This is a genomic window from Lentzea waywayandensis (assembly GCF_900115955.1).
Lineage (GTDB): Bacteria > Actinomycetota > Actinomycetes > Mycobacteriales > Pseudonocardiaceae > Lentzea > Lentzea waywayandensis.
On record NZ_FOYL01000009.1, the window covers coordinates 153,606 to 169,502 of the forward strand.

The window sequence follows — 15,897 nt, forward strand, 5'->3', positions numbered from 1 at the left end:
GGCGGCACCGAACCGGAGGCGCGAGCGATCAGCCTCAGCGAAGGTGCCGGACCGTCAGCTCAGGGTTGCGGGCGATCTCCCGTTCGGTGAACTCGCCCTTCACCCACTGCTTCCGCGCGTAGAGCCGTGCCTGGTCGGTGTGGTGCGGGGAGGCCGGATCAGCGGACTGGCCGTAGATCAGCATCGAGCTCATCCGCGGACCGTTCTTCGTCAGCTCGACCGCCATGACGAAGCTGGTGCCGTGCGGGATCTCCGGCGCGACTCCCGGCCGGGGCGGGCCGGGCACCGAGATCACGTTGAAGCAGCCTTCCGGGCCGCGGCAGCCGTGGATCGGGATGCCCTCGTACTGCTGGACGGCGTCGAGCGGTACGTCCACCGCGACTCCGGCGACGCCGAACGCCCGGACCGTGTCGGCGAAGGCCCGCTGGACGCCGGGATCGGCCGCGTTGATGCCGCGCGGGGTGTGGACGGGGTCGGCCGGGTCGAACGGCACCTGCCACAGGTTCGTCCCCGGCCTGCCGCTCAACGCGATGAACGAACGCCAGAAGTAGGCGCCTCGGCTTTCTGGGCCGGTGTCGCCGGTTCCTGGCCAGCTCGCCAAGGTCGAACAGGCCGCGCGGACGTCCACGAGGCTGCCGTCGTTCGCGGGCAGGGTCGGGTTGGCCTGGCACATCGCGACGACCGCGGCTCGGCCCTGTTCGGCGGTGAGGTTGCGGTTGCCGAACATCGCCTGTTCCAGAGTGGACGGTGTGAAGGTGTTGGTGCCGATCATGTCCAGGCCCACGCGGGTGCGCGCGGACCGTTCTGTGCCGACGTCGCCGACGAGGGACGGGTAGCCGGTCAGCGGTGCGGCGGGGTTCGCGAGCCACGGGCTGTCGTTCATGTTGCTGACGTGGTCGCGCCGGATCAGGCTGGGCAGCCGGTGAGGGCCGAACCTGCCCGGCGTCACGGCGTCGGGGTCGGTGCCCCAGCCGCAGTCCGACCGGCTGCCGTCGAGGACCACCAAGCCGATGGGCGCGTTGACGCCGCAACGGGCGCGCTGCTCGTCGGTGACGTGCGGGACGACCTGGATGTCGCCGTAGTAGGCGGTTCCGGTGGCGTCCGAGGCGATCGTGTTGACCCACGGGAGGGCCTGGTGGCGAGTCAGCGCCTTCTGCAGATCGGGCACGCTGCGGGCTCGGGCGATGGCCAGCCACTGGTCGATGACCTGAAGGTTGCCCTGGTTGGCGTCGCGCAGCACGAAGGCGGTGGTGTCCGTCCACCGCAACGCGCGGTCGTCCTCCACCACCGGGCCGTCCGGGGTGCGGTAGAGGGTTCTCGTGGTGTCGCCGACGGTGACCTGTTCGGCGATCATGCGCTGCGGCTTGCCGTCGACGAGGTAGCTGGTCGGGTCGCCGGGGACGAGCGTGAGTTGCGAGAGCGTGATCGTCTGCGCCTCGGACGCCGTGTGGGTCCAGCCGAGCCTGTCGTTGTGGCCGATGTTGACCACCGGCACGCCGTACAGGCCCGCGCCGCTGACGTTCAGCTCGCCGGGGATCGTGAGGTGGTGCTGGTAGAAGCGCCAGGTGTCAGCCCAGTCGAAGTGCGGGTTGCCCAGCACCATGCCGGTACCGGCCGCGGTCGCCTGCCTGCCGAGCGCGATTCCGTTGCTGCCTGGGCGTTCGGTCGAGACGCGCGCGGGTGCCGCGAGCGCCGTTCCGGGCGGCTGGGCTGACACGAGTTGCTCCTGGAAGCCCTCGCTGCCGGTCAGTCCGGCGACCTGGTGGACGCGCCGCCACACGTCGATCTCGGTGATCGGCCGCGCCCAGTTCCTGCAGGCTTCGGGCAGACCGTTCTGGGCGAGGTAGCGGTTGAACCCGGCCACGTAGCCGCGCACGAGATCCCGCGCCTGCTTCGACGGGCCGTGCGCGAGTTGCCGTTCGACCACCGCGGACTGGTTGAGGCGCTGGTAGTAGAGGTCACTGGCGAGGTTGTCCGGCCCGAACCAGCGGGAGCGCTCGGCGGACAGCGTCACGACGATCTCCGCCATGACGCAGGCGTTGTCCTCGGCGAACGCGTAGCCGAGTCCCTGGCCGACCCCGCGATAGTCATGAGCGAGCACGTGCGGAATGCCGTAGGAAGTTCGTCTGATCACCGTGCCGCTGTCGGCTACGGCGGCCGGGCTCGTGGCCAGAACCCCTGCTGCCACAAGCGATAACGCGATGAACCTGCGCATCTGTGATCCCCCTATTCGTTGTGCAGGACGGTGGCGATCGAGAGGCGCGCCGCTCCCCTGGCCGGCACGACCGCGCCCACCACGGCGATGACGACGCCGGTGAGGGCCAGCAGCGCGAGCAACGGCGCGTGGTAGACGTTCATGAGGATGTCGACGGCGTCGGCCTGGCCCGCGTGCGCCATGGCGGGCACGACCAGCTGGTGCACGACGATGCCGACGGGCACGCCGATCAGTCCGCCGAGCACGCCCAGGGCGCCCATGGACGTCACCAGCAGCACGGTGACCTGGCGCGGAGTCATGCCGATCGACTTGAGCATGCCGAGGTCGCGACGGCGTTCGCGGGCGTTGAGGACGACGGTGTTGAACACGCCGAGGGCGGCGACGGCGCCCAGTACCAGGGTCAGCACGACGGCGGCGCCGATGATGATCACGGCGGTCGACGACGAACCGTCGCGCGGCGGCAGGACCTGCAGTCCGGGATCCGCCGCCTTCGCCGCCGCGGTGTAAGCGTCGCGGTCGGTGCCGGAAGCCATTTGCGTCAGGTAGAAGCTGGCACGGGCGCCCGGCGCGAGAACGTCCACAGTGGACCAATCGGCGAAGATCTCGTCGGCGTTGTTGGTCAGCACGACGCCGACGATCTTCACCTGTGTCCGGTTTCCCCGCGCCTGCACGGTGACCGTGTCGCCGACGGCGAGCCCGCGCTGGTTGAGGAACCTCGACGGCACCACGACCTGGCCCGGCCCGTCCGGCCAGTGCCCGGTGAGCACGCGCGGGCCCAGGATGGCGGTGTCCCCGCGGTAGAACAGGATCGTGGCCTCCTGGGTACCGCCCGCGACCTCGGCGTCGAGCTGGGTGCCGGCGAGAACCGCTGTCGTGCCGGGCAACGAGCGCAGCATCGACTCGTCCTCGGCATCGCTCAGCTTCGCGGCCGGTGCCTCCACACCCTGTGGACGGACTGCGGGTCCACCCTGCGGCGGTCCGGCCATCAACTCGACGCGGTCGGTGAAGTGGGGCCTGACGGCGTCGTTGTAGGCCGTCATCGACATCGTCACGCCGGCGGCAAGGGTCACGGTCATGACGCCGAGCACGACCGAGGCCAGCGTCAACGCGCTGCGGCCCGCGCGGGCGAACGGCATGCCGAGGCCGAGACTGACCGAACGCGGCAGCCTCGTGCCGCTGAGCCAGCGCTGGACGCGCAACGCTCTTCCGGTGTGCGCCGTGGTGCCCGCGCTGATCGCCCGTGCCGCCGGGAGACGGCGTGCGCGCAGAGCCGGGACGAGCGCGGCCGACGCCACCAGGACGGGCATGCCCAGCGCCGCGACGACGTTCACCCAGGGCGCGAAGCTCAGGTCGTCGACGCCGAAGCCCTCGACGGCGTCCTGCACGATCGGTTTGGCGAAGAGGTTGCCCACGAGCGTGCCGAGGACGCAGCCCGCGAACGCAGGGATCGAGACCATCACCAGGTACACGGCCATGACCTGGTCCGGGGTGAAGCCGATGGCCTTGAGCATGCCGATGTGCCGCAGTCCCGCGACGACCGCGCCGCTCACGACGTTGGCGACGATCAGGACCGCGACAGCCAGGCCGAGGATCCCGAAGATCATCAGGAACGGGATGAACACGCCCAGTTCGGAGGTCGCCTTGTCCTTCACGGTGAGGTGCGACAGCGTGCCGAGCAGCGCGTCCTGCGGCACCCCCGCCGTGACGGCCGCCTGCCCTGCTTCGACCTGTGCGGCGGTGTCGGCCTGGGTGAACCGGTAGAGCATTTGCAGCGCGTTCGGTTGCAGCGCACCGATCTGAGCGGGACTCACCCATGCGTCGGCCGATCCCGTCACCGAGTGCGCGAACCCGACGACCTTCAGCACCGGACGTCCCGGCAGCCGCAGCTCGAAGCCGACGCCCATCCGGCCGACGGATCCCGGCGTGCGGCTGAGGACGATCTCACCGGCGTTGGTGGCCCATCTGCCCTGCCACACCGAGACGCGGTCGACCTGGCCGCCGGGATCGGCCCGGCCCACCACGGTGAGCGTGCCGAGGAAGACCTCGCCGGTCGACGTGTCCACAGTGGCCTGCTGGAACGGGCCCGCCGACACGGTCTGTCCCGCCGCCTGCTTCAGCTGGGCCTCGGACACCTTGGCCGGGTCGAACGCCGCGGCCAGGTGCGCGCCCTGCTGGGTGGCGAAGGCCCGGTCGAATGGCGCGGCGGACGCGTCCAGCAGGCCGAGCGCCATCACGAGTGTCGCGCTGGCCGCGCACACCACGACACCGATCACGATCGTCTGGAGCTTGCGCCGGCGGACCGCCGCCCAGGCCGCCGACCACACCGCGCTCATGCTCGTTCCATGCTGTGCTCGCGGGCGATCCGGCCGTCGACGACCTCGATCACCCTGGTGGCGCAGCGGGTGGCGAGGCGTTCGTCGTGGGTGACGAGCAGCAGGGTCTGGCCGATCTGGTTGAGGTCGAGCAGCAGGTCCATGACCTGCTCGCCGGACCTGCTGTCGAGCGCGCCGGTCGGTTCGTCGGCGAGCAGCAGGGCGGGGCGGTTCATCAACGCCCGCGCCACCGCGACGCGCTGCCGTTCGCCGCCGCTGAGCTGTGCCGGGTAGATGTTCCTGCGGCTGGAGATGCCGAGCTCGCCGAACAACTCCAGGGCGCGTGCGCGGGCCTGGCTCGCCTTCATGCCGGTCAGCTGGGCGGCGAGGGCGACGTTGTCGAGCGCCGAGAGGTCGTCCAGCAGGTTGAAGAACTGGAAGATCATGCCGATGCCGCGCCGGCGGAACAGCGCGAGGCCGGTCTCGCCGAGCACGCCGAGGTCGGAACCGTGCACGATCACCTGACCCGACGTCGGGCGGTCGAGGCCCGCGATCATGTTGAGCAGCGTGGACTTGCCGCTGCCGGACGGTCCCATCACCGCGACGGCCTCCCCGGCGCGGACGACGAGTGACACCCCGTCCAGCGCGGTCGAGTCGCTGTACTCCTTGCGCACGTTCGTCAGCTCGACGACGGCGTCTGCGTTCTGCATGGCGGCCATCTTGCTGAGCTGTGCGTTCGGAGGCGTCAGTCTGCGGAGGTAAGTCGGCGGGCGGGGTCATCCTGGGGATGTAGTGACTGCATCCGGGGTTTGATGCGCGGGCGAACGGCGCTCTGGGACAGTGACGGGGTGTGGGAGCTGGTGGTGGCCGTCGTCGCCTGCCTGGCCGCCGGATACTTCGCGGTGCGGCTGGTGGCGGCCCGGCGCGCGTACACCCGTGCGATGGAGGAACGCGGCTGGTTGCTGGAGCGGGAACGGGAGACCGCCGCCCGCACCGCCGTCGACGCCGAACGTGCCCGGATCGCCCGGGAGCTGCATGACATCGTGAGCCACAACGTGAGCGTGATGGTGGTGCAGGCCGGGGCGGCACGGCGGGTGCTCTCCGCCGGGACGTCCGAGGCGACGGACGCGTTGCTGGCCGTGGAGAACGCGGGCCGCGACACGATGACCGAGCTGCGGCACATGCTCGGGCTGCTCGCTCCGTCCGCCGACAGCGATGATCTGCTGGCGCCGCAACCCGGTCTGAGCCGGTTGAGCTCCCTGGTCGACCGGATGTGCTTCGCCGGGCTGCCGGTGGAGGTGCGCGTCTCCGGCGAGCCGCGGCCCTTGCCGTCCGGTGTCGACCTGACGGCGTACCGGATCGTGCAGGAGGCGCTGACCAACGCGTTGAAGCACGGCGACGGACGCAAAGCGGAGGTGACCGTGCGGTACGCGGAGCACCACCTGCGGGTCGAGGTGCTCAACTCCGGGCCCAGCACGCTGTCCGGCGACTCGTTGTCCTTTGAGGACGGTCAGGGGCGGGGGCTGCTCGGGTTGCGGGAGCGCGTGGCGGTGCTGGGCGGCGACCTGGACGCGCGCAGGCGGCTCGGCGGCGGGTTCCGCGTCCGGGCCAAGATCCCGGTCGAGCGACCGTGACCGGGCCACGCGTGGTGATCGCGGACGATCAGGCGTTCGTGCGCATCGGGTTCCGGATGATCCTGAACTCCGGTGGCGTCGAGGTCGTCGGCGAGGCGGCGGACGGGGCCGAGGCGGTGTCGGTCGTGCGCGACCTGCGGCCGGACGTCGTGCTGATGGACATCCGCATGCCGGGGATGGACGGGCTGGAGGCGTGCCGGCGGATCGTGCGGGAACCGGGCGACAGCCGGGTGCTGATGCTGACGACGTTCGACCTCGACCGGTACGTGTACGAGGCGCTCGCGGCGGGTGCGAGCGGCTTTCTGCTCAAGGACGTCACGCCAGAGCACCTCGTCGCGGCCGTGCGGCTGATCGAGACCGGCGACGCCCTGCTCGCGCCGTCGATCACCCGGCGGCTGGTGGAACGGTTCGCCTCCGGTGCCCCGGTGACTCCTGCGGTGCACCGGGATCTGGCCGTGCTGACGCCACGGGAACGTGAGGTGCTCACGCTGGTCGGGGGTGGGCGGTCGAACTCCGAGATCGCCGACGACCTCACGCTGAGCGAGGCCACGGTGAAGACGCACGTGGCCCGCATCTTCGCGAAGCTGGAACTGCGGGACCGCGCGCAGGCCGTCGTCCTCGCCTACGAGACGGGCCTGGTCACGCCCGGCGGGTGAGCTCCCAGGCGGTGATCTCGGTCCTGGTGCGCAACCCGAGTTTGGCCAGAACGCTGCGCACGTGCGTCTCGACGGTGCGTTCGCTCAGGTGCAGGTGGGTCGCGATCTGGCGGTTCGTGAGTGCCTGCGCGACCAGGCCCACGACCTCGGACTCGCGTGGTGACAACGGATCCCGCGCCTGTTCGTCGGCACCGATCCGCTTCAGCAGCCGATCGGCCTCGGCCAGCCGGATCGGCATGTCCAGCGCGCGGAACTCGGCGGCTGCTTCGGCCGCGAGTGTCCTGGCCGCCGCCAGGTCGGTCAGGACACTCGCGAGCCCGAGCCTGCTCATCGCGGCGAACGGCCTTGCGCCGATGCGGGCGTTCATCTCCAGGGCCAGCCGGTAGTGCCCGGCCGCGACCTCCGTCCGGCCGCACGTCATCGCGAGGTCTCCGAGCAACTGCGGCGTGGCGGCGGTGGAGAACACCGCGCCGGACCCGTCCGCGGCGAAGTGCGGCTTCAACGCGGACAGCACCTCGTAGACGTTCGCCGCCACCTCGGCGTCGCCCAGCAGGCAGGCGACCGCGCCGATCTGGCTGACCAGGGGCGCCCACGTGGGCCCGACCTCCAGCGTCGCCGGCATCGCCCGGAACTCCTCGAACGTGGCGCGCGCCTGCTCGGTCTCTCCCAGCAGCGCGTGCAGCAACGGCACGTACACGCGCGCCAGCGGGATGTCGCCGACCCGCTCGAGCACGCCGAACGCCTCTCGCGCCGAAACCTCGTCGATGCCGCCGACCAGCTGCGCCAACCCCTGCTGGAACGCGTAGTACATGCCCTTGGCCGCCGTGGCCCCGATCCGTTCGGCCACGGCACGAGCCGTCTCGTTGCACTCCCGCGCTCTCTGCAACTGCCCCACCAGCGCCGCCCGCGTGGCCCGCAACCGATGCAGGTGCCACCACGCCACCCCGTGCTGCCGCGCCGCCGCGAACTGCTCGATGAGGTCCAGCTGCCGGTCGACCTCGGCCAGGTCTCCTGCCTGGAAAGCCGCGTCGACCAGCCAGACGTGCCCCCACAGTTCGGCGTGTGGCTGCCGTGCGGTCTCGGCCAGCTCGACGGCCCGGTTCGCGAGCCCGACTCGTTCCGCCCTGAACTGCGGCGCGCACAAGGTCAGGTGGCGTGCGTGAATGCCGTCCAGTTCCGCGTCGGGGTCGCCGCTGCGCACGGCGAGTTCGAGCGCCACCGCGGACAACGCACGCGCCCGCTCGCCCTCGCCGGTCGTGGTGGCGGCCATCGCCCTGCGGGCCAGCAGCCGGGAACGGGTCGAGGTCGCCTCTTCCGGGAGGTGGCGCAGGGCCGTCGTGCAGAGCTGGTCGACGGCGGTCAGCAGCGCTCGGTCGCCCAGGCCGGTGATGACGAGGGCCGCCTCCGCCATCAGGTCCGGGGTGCCTGACTGCTCGGCGAGGCGGGCGGCGGTGCGGCAGTGGTCGAGGCTGGCCGCGGTGTCGCCGGCGAGGAACTCGGCTCGCGCGAGGCCGAGGGTGAGCTCCGCTGTCTTCTCCTCGGACGACGCGAGTGCAAGTGCGGCGAACCCGACCGCCTCGTCGTAGGCCAGCTCCGCCGTGGCGGCCCGCGCCGCCTCGGTCGCCCAGCGAGTGCACTCCGCGGGCGCGTCCACTCCACTCGCACGCCGCCACTGAGCCGCGATCCTCCCCGGCACCCCGCCCCCGGCGGCCAGTGCCAGCGCACACCGCCGATGCAGGTCAGCCCGCACCGAAGGCGCCAGGTCCTCGTACACCGCGTCCCTGACCAGGGCATGTGCGAAGGCCAGCGTCCCGTCGTGGACGTGCAGCACCCCCGCCGCGACAGCCTCGTCCAGCAACGCCGAAGGCTCGTCCCCGGTGACGGCCGCGAGCAGCGCGGGTTCGATCCGCTCCCCCAGCACACTCGCCACCCCGAGCACGTCCCGAGCCCGTGCACTGAGCCGGTCCAGCCGCGACAACACCAGCCGGTGGAGCTCCCCGGCCTCCTCACCGCTGTCGAGCAGCATCCGCACGTACAGCGGGTTGCCGCCCGTGCTGTCCACAAGTCGCGCGGCCAGTGCCTCCGGGTCCGCCGCGCCCGCCGAACGCACCCAGCCGGCCACGTCACCCCTGGTCAGCCCACCCAGGTGCACCGTTCGGGTGGCGGGGGCGCGCACCAGCTCGGACAACTCGGCATCGCGGTAGGTCGCGACCACCAGGATCCGCGCGGCGGGCAACTCGGTCGCCAGGTGACCGAGCAGGCGCAACGACGTGCGGTCCGCCCAGTGCAGGTCCTCCAGCACGATCAGCAGTCCGGCCGCGGAAGCCTCGGCCACCAGCACGTCCGCGGCGTCGGCGAGCATGGCGAAGCGCGCGGAGTCGTCCAGATGCGCCTCGGAGAGCACGCGCTGCAACGCGGGCAGCGAACGAGCGAGCCGGCGCCAGGGCCACAGCGGCGGCATGCCGGCGTCGTCGACGGCGTGACCACGCGCGACCGGGATTCCGTACGACGCGGCCATCGAGGCAACGGCGGAAACCAGCCGGGTCTTGCCGATGCCCGCCTCGCCTCGAACCAGCACGAGACGGCCGGCGCCGCCCGCCGCCGCGACGAGGCTCGCGCGCAGCGAGGCCAGTTCGCGGTCGCGTCCGAAGATCGGGGCTTCCTCCACGCCGGGAGTATCGCCGACCGGTGGCGGTTCAGTACCGGACTCCGTACTGGCACGGATCCGCGTCGCGCCGGACGAGCCGAGACTCGGTGCACCACCAAAGGAGGCGACCATGTACGCGCAACTCACCTACTTCGACGGCCCCCGAGGCCCGGAACAGCTGGCCGCCGCGGACTTCGCGGCCAGGGAACGCATCGCCCCCGCGGCCGAGTCGGTGCCGGGCAACATCAGGACCTACGTGCTGCGCCGCGACGACGGCGCGGAGATCGTCGTGTCGATCGCCGAGAGCGAGCAGGCTCTGATCGACACCCAGAAGGCGATCATGAGCACCCGGCTGCTGCCGGGTGAGGACGCGGCGTTGCTGCCCGGCGCCGACCGGGTCGAGATCTACCCGGTCCACCAGGTCGTCGAGCACACCGGAGCGCGGTCATGACCACCACGCGCACCCTCGCCGCCGGTGTGTGGCGAGCCGACCTCGCCCGCAGCACCGCGTCGTTCCAGGTCGGCAACCTCGGCCGCAAGGCGCACGGCACCGTGCCCGTCACCGCGGGCACCGTCGAGATCGGCACGGACGGCGCACTGCTGGCCGTGCACGGCACCCTCGACCTGGGCGCCATCGACACCGGGATCACCAAACGCGACCTGGACCTGCGCAAACCGAGTCTGCTCGACCTCGACCGGCACCCCACGATGAGGTTCACCGCGACGTCCGCGCGGGTGGCCGGCACCGGCTGGCAGGTCACCGGCACGCTCACCGCCAGGGGTGCGCACACCACGATCGAAGGCACGGTCGAACTGTCCTCTGCGGACGAACGGGAGGCGGTGCTGACCGCGACCGCCCGGCTGGACCGCCGCACGCTGGGCATCCGCGCGCCGGGGTTCCTGATCGGCCGGTACGTCGACATCACCGTGACCGCGGTGATCAGGCCGGTGTGACCCGCGTCAGCCGCCGAGGGCTTTGCGGACCTCGGCGGCCTTCGCGGCGTCGTGGAGGCTCACTCCGCCTGAAGAACGAAGAACAGGAAGCTCGGCGCGGTCGCGAGCAGGTGGTAGTCCGACGGGAACAGCTCGCGGGCTTCCGGTACCGGTGGCGGTTCGGCGATCCGGGAGATGCGGAACCCGGCCGCGGTGAACGCGTCGGTCATCGCGTGCAGCGGCCGGTTCCAGAAGGTCACCTTGACCAGCTGGTCGCCCACCGACCACTCCGCCGCCTGTGCGCGGGTCTCGAAGTAGTCGGGTCGGCGCCCCTGCACGCGCTCGATCGAGTACTCGGCGGTGGGGTGGTTGACCGACGCGATGAGCCGGCCGCCGGGGCGCAGCACCCGCCGCATCTCGGCCAGCGCCGGCCCCCAGTCCTCCAGGTAGTGCAGCACCAGCGAGGCGATGACGTCGTCGAACTCGCCGTCCGCGAAGGGCAGCGGCTCGGCGATGTCCGCGACGCGCAGGTCGGCGTCCATCCCCAGACGGAGCCGGGCTCGCTCGATCATGCCCGCGCTCACGTCGATGCCGCTGACGACCGCGCCCCGCTCACGCAGCGCCGCGAACAACGGGCCCGCACCGCACCCCGCGTCGAGGATCCGGCGTCCGGCCACGTCTCCGGCGAGGGCGAGGGTGGCGGGCCGCTCGTAGTAGGCGTTCGGCAGACTCTTCTAGTTGTCGATGTCGTACGCCTCGGCCACGTTGTCGTAGTCGCTCATGCACTCGATCTTGCCCTGGCGGTCACCAAAACGATTCCAAGGCACCAATGGAGACCAGACCGCTCGTCGTACCGGTCTTTTACACGGGCGGGAACCGGGACGAGCCGAGCGAGGCAGCGTTCTGGCTGGCCAGTGGGCATGACTCGATCCCGAAGCCATGACATCGATGTCGCCGCCGCGGATTCCTGTCTCGTTTGTCTTGTTGACCAGTCACGTAACGAGACCGAAGCTTCCTGGCAACGTTGTCAGGACAGGGATCGGAGCTCGCAATGGCGGAGGACAGCGGCGTCTCGCGCAGACAGGCACTGACCATGAGCGGTGGACTGCTCGCCGGTTTCGGCCTGAGCACTGTGCTGTCGGGTGCCTCCTCGGCCGCACCGGAGCAGGCGGATGCCCAGCAGAAGGCCGTCGACCTCGCGTTGTTCCGCCCGGTCTCGGTGTCCTCGACGGACTACGCGGCCACCCCGGCGGAGTTCGCCGTGGACGGTCTCGCGCAGGTCGGCGTGCAGGGCTCCGGCTGGCGGGCCGGTCAGGGCGACGGCCAGTGGATGATCGTCGACCTGCAGGGTCGCTGCGAGATCAGCTCGATCGTGCTGACGTTCGAGGCCAAGCCGGGTGACGGCGCGTTCGACGCGAACGGCTCGCGCGCCGACACCCTCGGCACGGAGATCCTGTCCAGCTACGCGACGATCTTCGACCTCGACATCTCCGACGACGGCAAGGTCTGGCGGACGGTCCACGCCACCGAGTCCGGCGCCGGCGGCGTGATCACCGTTCCGTTCACCCCCGCCGTCAAGGCGCGCTGGGTGCGGTTCTCCGCCTCGCGCAGGTCGACCACGAACCCGTTGGGGCTCAACGGCCTTCAGGTCTACGGCACCAGCAGGGACAACCGGCCGGCGGTGAAGGGCTGGACCAACTGGCCGGTGCAGAACCGCGAGAACCCCGCGCTGACCGTGGCCGCGGACGGGTCCGTGCCGCTCGAGTCGGGCTGGGTGCTGACCATGCAGGACTTCGCGCCCGCCAAGGACGGCGCCGCGCTGTCCGGCCAGAACGTCGACACCCGCGGCTGGGTCCCGGCCACCGTGCCCGGCACGGTGCTCGCGTCGCTGGTCGAGCAGGGCCACCTGCCGGACCCGGTGTACGGCATGAACAACCTGAAGATCCCGGAGGCCCTGTCCCGGCACACGTGGTGGTACCGGCGCACGTTCAGCGTTCCGCGCGGCCTGGACACGGGCGCGGGCAGGCACGTGTGGCTCGAGTTCGACGGCATCAACCACGAGGCCGAGTTCTGGCTCAACGGAGCCAAGATCGGTGCGATCAGCAACCCGTTCGGCCGGGCCGCGCTGGACGTCACGGCCACGCTGCGCAAGAGCGGCGACCAGAACCTCGCGGTCAGGATCGCGCCGATGCCGTTCCCCGGCAGCCCCGGCGACAAGGGACCGCGCGGTGAGGCGTGGGTCGGCGCGAACAGCACGATGTTCAAGAACTCCCCCACCTACCTCGCGGTGTCGGGCTGGGACTGGATGCCCGCCGTCCGCGACCGCGCCTCCGGCATCTGGAACCACGTCCGGCTGCGCTCGACCGGTGCCGTGGTGGTCGGCGACCCGCGCGTCGACACCGTGCTGCCGGACAAGTCGACCGCCGAGGTCACGTTCACCGTGCCGGTGCGCAACGTCGAGTCGTCCGCGAAGAGCGTCACCGTGACGGCCGAGTTCGACGGGATCAAGGTCACCAGCACGGTCACCGTGCCCGCGAACTCCGAGGCCGCCGCCGTGTTCGCGCCGGCCACGCACCCGCAGATGCGGATCAAGAACCCGAAGCTGTGGTGGCCCAACGGCTACGGCGACCCGACGCTGCACGACCTGACGCTGACGGCCACCGTCGGCACCGCGGTCAGCGACCGCAAGAAGCTCAAGTTCGGCATCCGGCAGGTCACCTACCAGTACGACCTGCCGATCACGATCGTCGACGGCGCCGCCGACCAGACCGTCGACTTCCCGGTCCAGCAGGCCCGCTACGTGCGGATGCAGGGCGGAAGGCGCGCCACCAGCTGGGGATTCTCGGTCTTCACGATGTCCGTTGTGGACAGCAGGACTCCCGATGCGGACCTGGCGCGCGGCAAGACCGCCACCGCGTCGTCGGCCGCCGACTGGACCTCGCCCGGCGCCGTCACCGACGGGGACCCGAAGTCCCGCTGGACCTCGAACTACAACGACAACGAGTGGGTGCAGGTCGACCTGGGCGCCGCGACCTCGTTCGACCGCGTGGCGCTGCGCTGGGAGACGGCCTACGCGGCCACGTTCAAGATCCAGGTCTCGCAGGACGGCGACAGCTGGACCGACGTCGTGTCGCAGGACAACTCCCCCAAGCCGCTGATCATCATCGTCAACGGCGTGAAGATCTTCGCCCGTGGCGGCAGCTGGGGCTGGGACGAACTGCTGCGCCGCATGCCCGGCTCGCGTGCGGACGCCGCTGTGGCGCTGCACAAGGACATGAACTTCACCGTGATCCGCAACTGGGTCGGCTCGTCGTACCGCGAAGAGCTGTTCGAGGCGTGCGACAAGTACGGCATCCTGCTGTGGAACGAGTTCTGGCTCGGCTGGTCCGCCGATCCCGCGAACCACGAGCAGTTCTTCGCGCAGGCCGAGGACACCGTGCTGCGCTACCGCTCGCACGCCTGCTGCGTGGTGTGGTTCGGCTGCAACGAGGGCAGCCCGCCCTACGCCGTCGACAAGGTGCTGCGCGAGATCGTGCACACCAACACGGACCTGATGTACCAGCCGAACTCGGCAGGCGGCGTGATCAGCGGCGACGGCACGTACCGGTGGGTGGACCCGCGCAGTTACGCCACCGGCGAGAACACGGGCGGGAAGTTCGGTTTCTGGAGCGAGATCGGCCTGCCGACGGTGTCGGTGGTCGAGAGCATGCGCAACCTCGTCGGCCAGGGCAACTCCGGCTGGCCGATCGGGGACGCCTGGTACATGCACGACTGGTCGGAGAACAGCAACCAGCAGCCCAAGGGCTACCAGGCCGCGATCGACGCCCGCCTCGCGCCGTCGAGCAGCATGGAGGAGTTCTGCCGCAAGGCGCAGTTCGTCAACTACGAGAACATGCGCGCGATCTTCGAGGCCTGGAACGCCAAGCTGTGGAACGACGCTTCCGGCGTGCTGCTGTGGATGTCGCACCCGGCGTGGCACAGCACGGTGTGGCAGACCTACGACTACGACATGGACGTCAACGGCAGCTACTACGGCTCCCGCAAGGGCTGCGAGCAACGGCACGTGCAGGCGAACCTGACGACCTGGCAGGTCACGGCGGTCAACCACACCGCCTCACATCTGATGGGCGTCACCGTCAAGGCACAGCTGTTCGCCTTGGACGGCAAGACGATCGGGCAGGCGCAGGAGCAGAAGCTCGACGTCGCGGCGACCTCGGCCAGCAACCTGTTCACCGTGCCGTTCGACGCCGCGCTGCCCGCGTTCCACCTGCTGCGCCTCACGCTCACCGACGCCCAGGGCAAGCAGATCTCCGAGAACACCTACTGGCGGTACCGGACCGAGGCGTCGATGCACGCCCTCAACCAGTTGGCCTACACCCAGCTCACGACCACGTTGACCGCCAACAAGAGTGGCTACACCGCGATCGTCCGCAACGCCGGCAAGACGGTGGCCGCGATGGTCCGGCTGTCCCTGCGGGAGCGCAACGGGACCGACCGCGTGCTGCCGACCCTCTACAGCGACAACTACTTCTGGCTGCTGCCCGGTGAGGTCCGCACGGTCACGATCAACCCGCAGAAGTCCGTTCGGAACCCGCGTCTGCTGGCGGAGGCGTACAACTCGGCGCCGAAGCTGAGCTGAGGTCCTCACGACCTGGGTGCCGCCGTGCCGACCACACCGTCAGCGCGGCGGCTCCCAGCCCCACGATCAACGAGGTCCAGATGTTCAGGCGCAGCCCCAGGATCGTGTTCGCCTCGTCGATCCGCAGCGCCTCGATCCACAACCGGCCCAGCGTGTAGAGCACCACGTACAGCCCGAACGCCCGGCCGTGCCCGAGCCGGAACCGCCGGTCCGCCCAGATCACCACGGCCGCCGCGGCGAAGGTCCACAGCAGCTCGTACAGGAACGCCGGGTGGAACGTCCCCAGCACCACGGGCTGTCCGTCCGGACCGATCACCGCACGGCCGGCGTCCTGGTCCCACTCGTGGATCGTGAGCGCCCACGGCAGGTCGGTCGGACCGCCGTACACCTCGTTGTTGAACCAGTTGCCGAGACGGCCGATCCCTTGCGCCAGCAGGATTCCCGGCGCCGCCGCGTCGGCCAGCGGAGGCAACGCGACACCCGCGCGCCTGGCACCGATCCAGGCTCCGAGCGCGCCGAACGCGATCGCGCCCCAGACGCCCATCCCGCCTTCCCAGATGTAGAGGGCGCGAATGGGATCGCCGTCCGGGCCGAAGTACGGCTGCCAGGACGTGGCCACGTGGTAGAGCCGGGCGCCGACGACACCGAACGGAACACCCCAGGTGGCGATCTGGTTGATGACGCCGGGCCTGCCACCGCGCTGCACGTAGCGGCGTTCGGTCAGCCAGGCCGCGACGAGGACGCCGGCGATGATGCAGAACGCGTAGGCGCGGATCGGCATCGGGCCGAGGTGCCAGACGCCCTGGGTCGGACTGGGGATGGCGGCCAGAAACATCGCGCCACCCTAACGACGCCGGGGCC

General features: G+C 70.7%; 11 protein-coding genes. 5 read left to right on the forward strand and 6 right to left on the reverse strand.

Annotated elements, in window-relative coordinates; genetic code table 11:
- Positions 1-34 precede the first annotated feature (34 nt).
- From BM417_RS30590 to BM417_RS30600, 3 genes are read right to left on the reverse strand one after another with little or no spacing between them, the layout of a single operon-like run.
- Positions 35-2,215, reverse strand: coding sequence for a penicillin acylase family protein (locus tag BM417_RS30590; RefSeq protein ID WP_093601725.1), 2,181 nt, complete (start codon positions 2,213-2,215; stop codon positions 35-37).
- Positions 2,216-2,226: 11 nt separating this feature from the next.
- Entirely contained in the window at positions 2,227-4,548 is a 2,322-nt protein-coding gene (locus BM417_RS30595) for an FtsX-like permease family protein (protein WP_093601727.1), read from the reverse strand.
- Positions 4,545-5,237: an ABC transporter ATP-binding protein gene (locus tag BM417_RS30600; RefSeq protein WP_177320684.1), complete on the reverse strand. Its 693-nt coding sequence runs from the start codon at positions 5,235-5,237 to the stop codon at positions 4,545-4,547. Before BM417_RS30600 ends, BM417_RS30595 begins: the two co-directional genes overlap by 4 nt.
- 102 nt (positions 5,238-5,339) lie before the next feature.
- On the opposite strand from BM417_RS30600, the gene BM417_RS30605 reads away from it, so the two are divergent.
- Positions 5,340-6,161, forward strand: coding sequence for a sensor histidine kinase (locus BM417_RS30605; protein WP_093601730.1), 822 nt, complete (start codon positions 5,340-5,342; stop codon positions 6,159-6,161).
- A complete protein-coding gene (locus tag BM417_RS30610) occupies positions 6,158-6,817 on the forward strand; it encodes a response regulator (RefSeq protein WP_093601732.1) in 660 nt (219 codons plus the stop codon). Before BM417_RS30605 ends, BM417_RS30610 begins: the two co-directional genes overlap by 4 nt.
- Here BM417_RS30610 and BM417_RS30615 read toward each other — a convergent pair.
- Positions 6,801-9,485, reverse strand: coding sequence for an ATP-binding protein (locus BM417_RS30615; protein WP_177320685.1), 2,685 nt, complete (start codon positions 9,483-9,485; stop codon positions 6,801-6,803). The genes BM417_RS30610 and BM417_RS30615 overlap by 17 nt on opposite strands.
- A 109-nt stretch (positions 9,486-9,594) precedes the next feature.
- Here BM417_RS30615 and BM417_RS30620 point away from each other — a divergent pair, with 109 nt between their 5' ends.
- On the forward strand, positions 9,595-9,915 hold the full coding sequence (locus tag BM417_RS30620) for a hypothetical protein (protein ID WP_093601736.1): 321 nt from the start codon (positions 9,595-9,597) through the stop codon (positions 9,913-9,915).
- A complete protein-coding gene (locus BM417_RS30625; RefSeq protein WP_093601738.1) occupies positions 9,912-10,418 on the forward strand; it encodes a YceI family protein in 507 nt (168 codons plus the stop codon). Before BM417_RS30620 ends, BM417_RS30625 begins: the two co-directional genes overlap by 4 nt.
- Positions 10,419-10,477: 59 nt before the next feature.
- Here BM417_RS30625 and BM417_RS30630 read toward each other — a convergent pair whose 3' ends face one another.
- Positions 10,478-11,125 carry a class I SAM-dependent methyltransferase gene (locus BM417_RS30630; protein ID WP_245822281.1) on the reverse strand — a complete coding sequence of 216 codons (648 nt, stop codon included), beginning with the start codon at positions 11,123-11,125 and terminating at the stop codon, positions 10,478-10,480.
- Positions 11,126-11,448: 323 nt separating this feature from the next.
- Here BM417_RS30630 and BM417_RS30635 point away from each other — a divergent pair, with 323 nt between their 5' ends.
- Positions 11,449-15,036, forward strand: coding sequence for a discoidin domain-containing protein (locus BM417_RS30635; protein ID WP_093601739.1), 3,588 nt, complete (start codon positions 11,449-11,451; stop codon positions 15,034-15,036).
- Here the strand turns inward: BM417_RS30635 and lgt are convergent.
- Entirely contained in the window at positions 14,963-15,871 is a 909-nt protein-coding gene (lgt, locus tag BM417_RS30640) for a prolipoprotein diacylglyceryl transferase (protein WP_093601741.1), read from the reverse strand. The two genes, BM417_RS30635 and lgt, sit on opposite strands and share 74 nt — an antisense overlap.
- Between the last annotated feature and the right edge of the window lie 26 nt (positions 15,872-15,897).

Bases quoted from the DNA above. Each gene is read 5' to 3' on its own strand.
- BM417_RS30590 (WP_093601725.1), bottom strand. From the start codon at position 2,215: ATGCGCAGGTTCATCGCGTTATCGCTTGTGGCAGCAGGGGTTCTGGCC.
- BM417_RS30595 (WP_093601727.1), bottom strand. From the start codon at position 4,548: ATGAGCGCGGTGTGGTCGGCGGCCTGGGCGGCGGTCCGCCGGCGCAAG.
- BM417_RS30600 (WP_177320684.1), bottom strand. From the start codon at position 5,237: ATGCAGAACGCAGACGCCGTCGTCGAGCTGACGAACGTGCGCAAGGAG.
- BM417_RS30605 (WP_093601730.1), top strand. From the start codon at position 5,340: ATGCGCGGGCGAACGGCGCTCTGGGACAGTGACGGGGTGTGGGAGCTG.
- BM417_RS30620 (WP_093601736.1), top strand. From the start codon at position 9,595: ATGTACGCGCAACTCACCTACTTCGACGGCCCCCGAGGCCCGGAACAG.
- BM417_RS30625 (WP_093601738.1), top strand. From the start codon at position 9,912: ATGACCACCACGCGCACCCTCGCCGCCGGTGTGTGGCGAGCCGACCTC.
- BM417_RS30635 (WP_093601739.1), top strand. From the start codon at position 11,449: ATGGCGGAGGACAGCGGCGTCTCGCGCAGACAGGCACTGACCATGAGC.
- lgt (WP_093601741.1), bottom strand. From the start codon at position 15,871: ATGTTTCTGGCCGCCATCCCCAGTCCGACCCAGGGCGTCTGGCACCTC.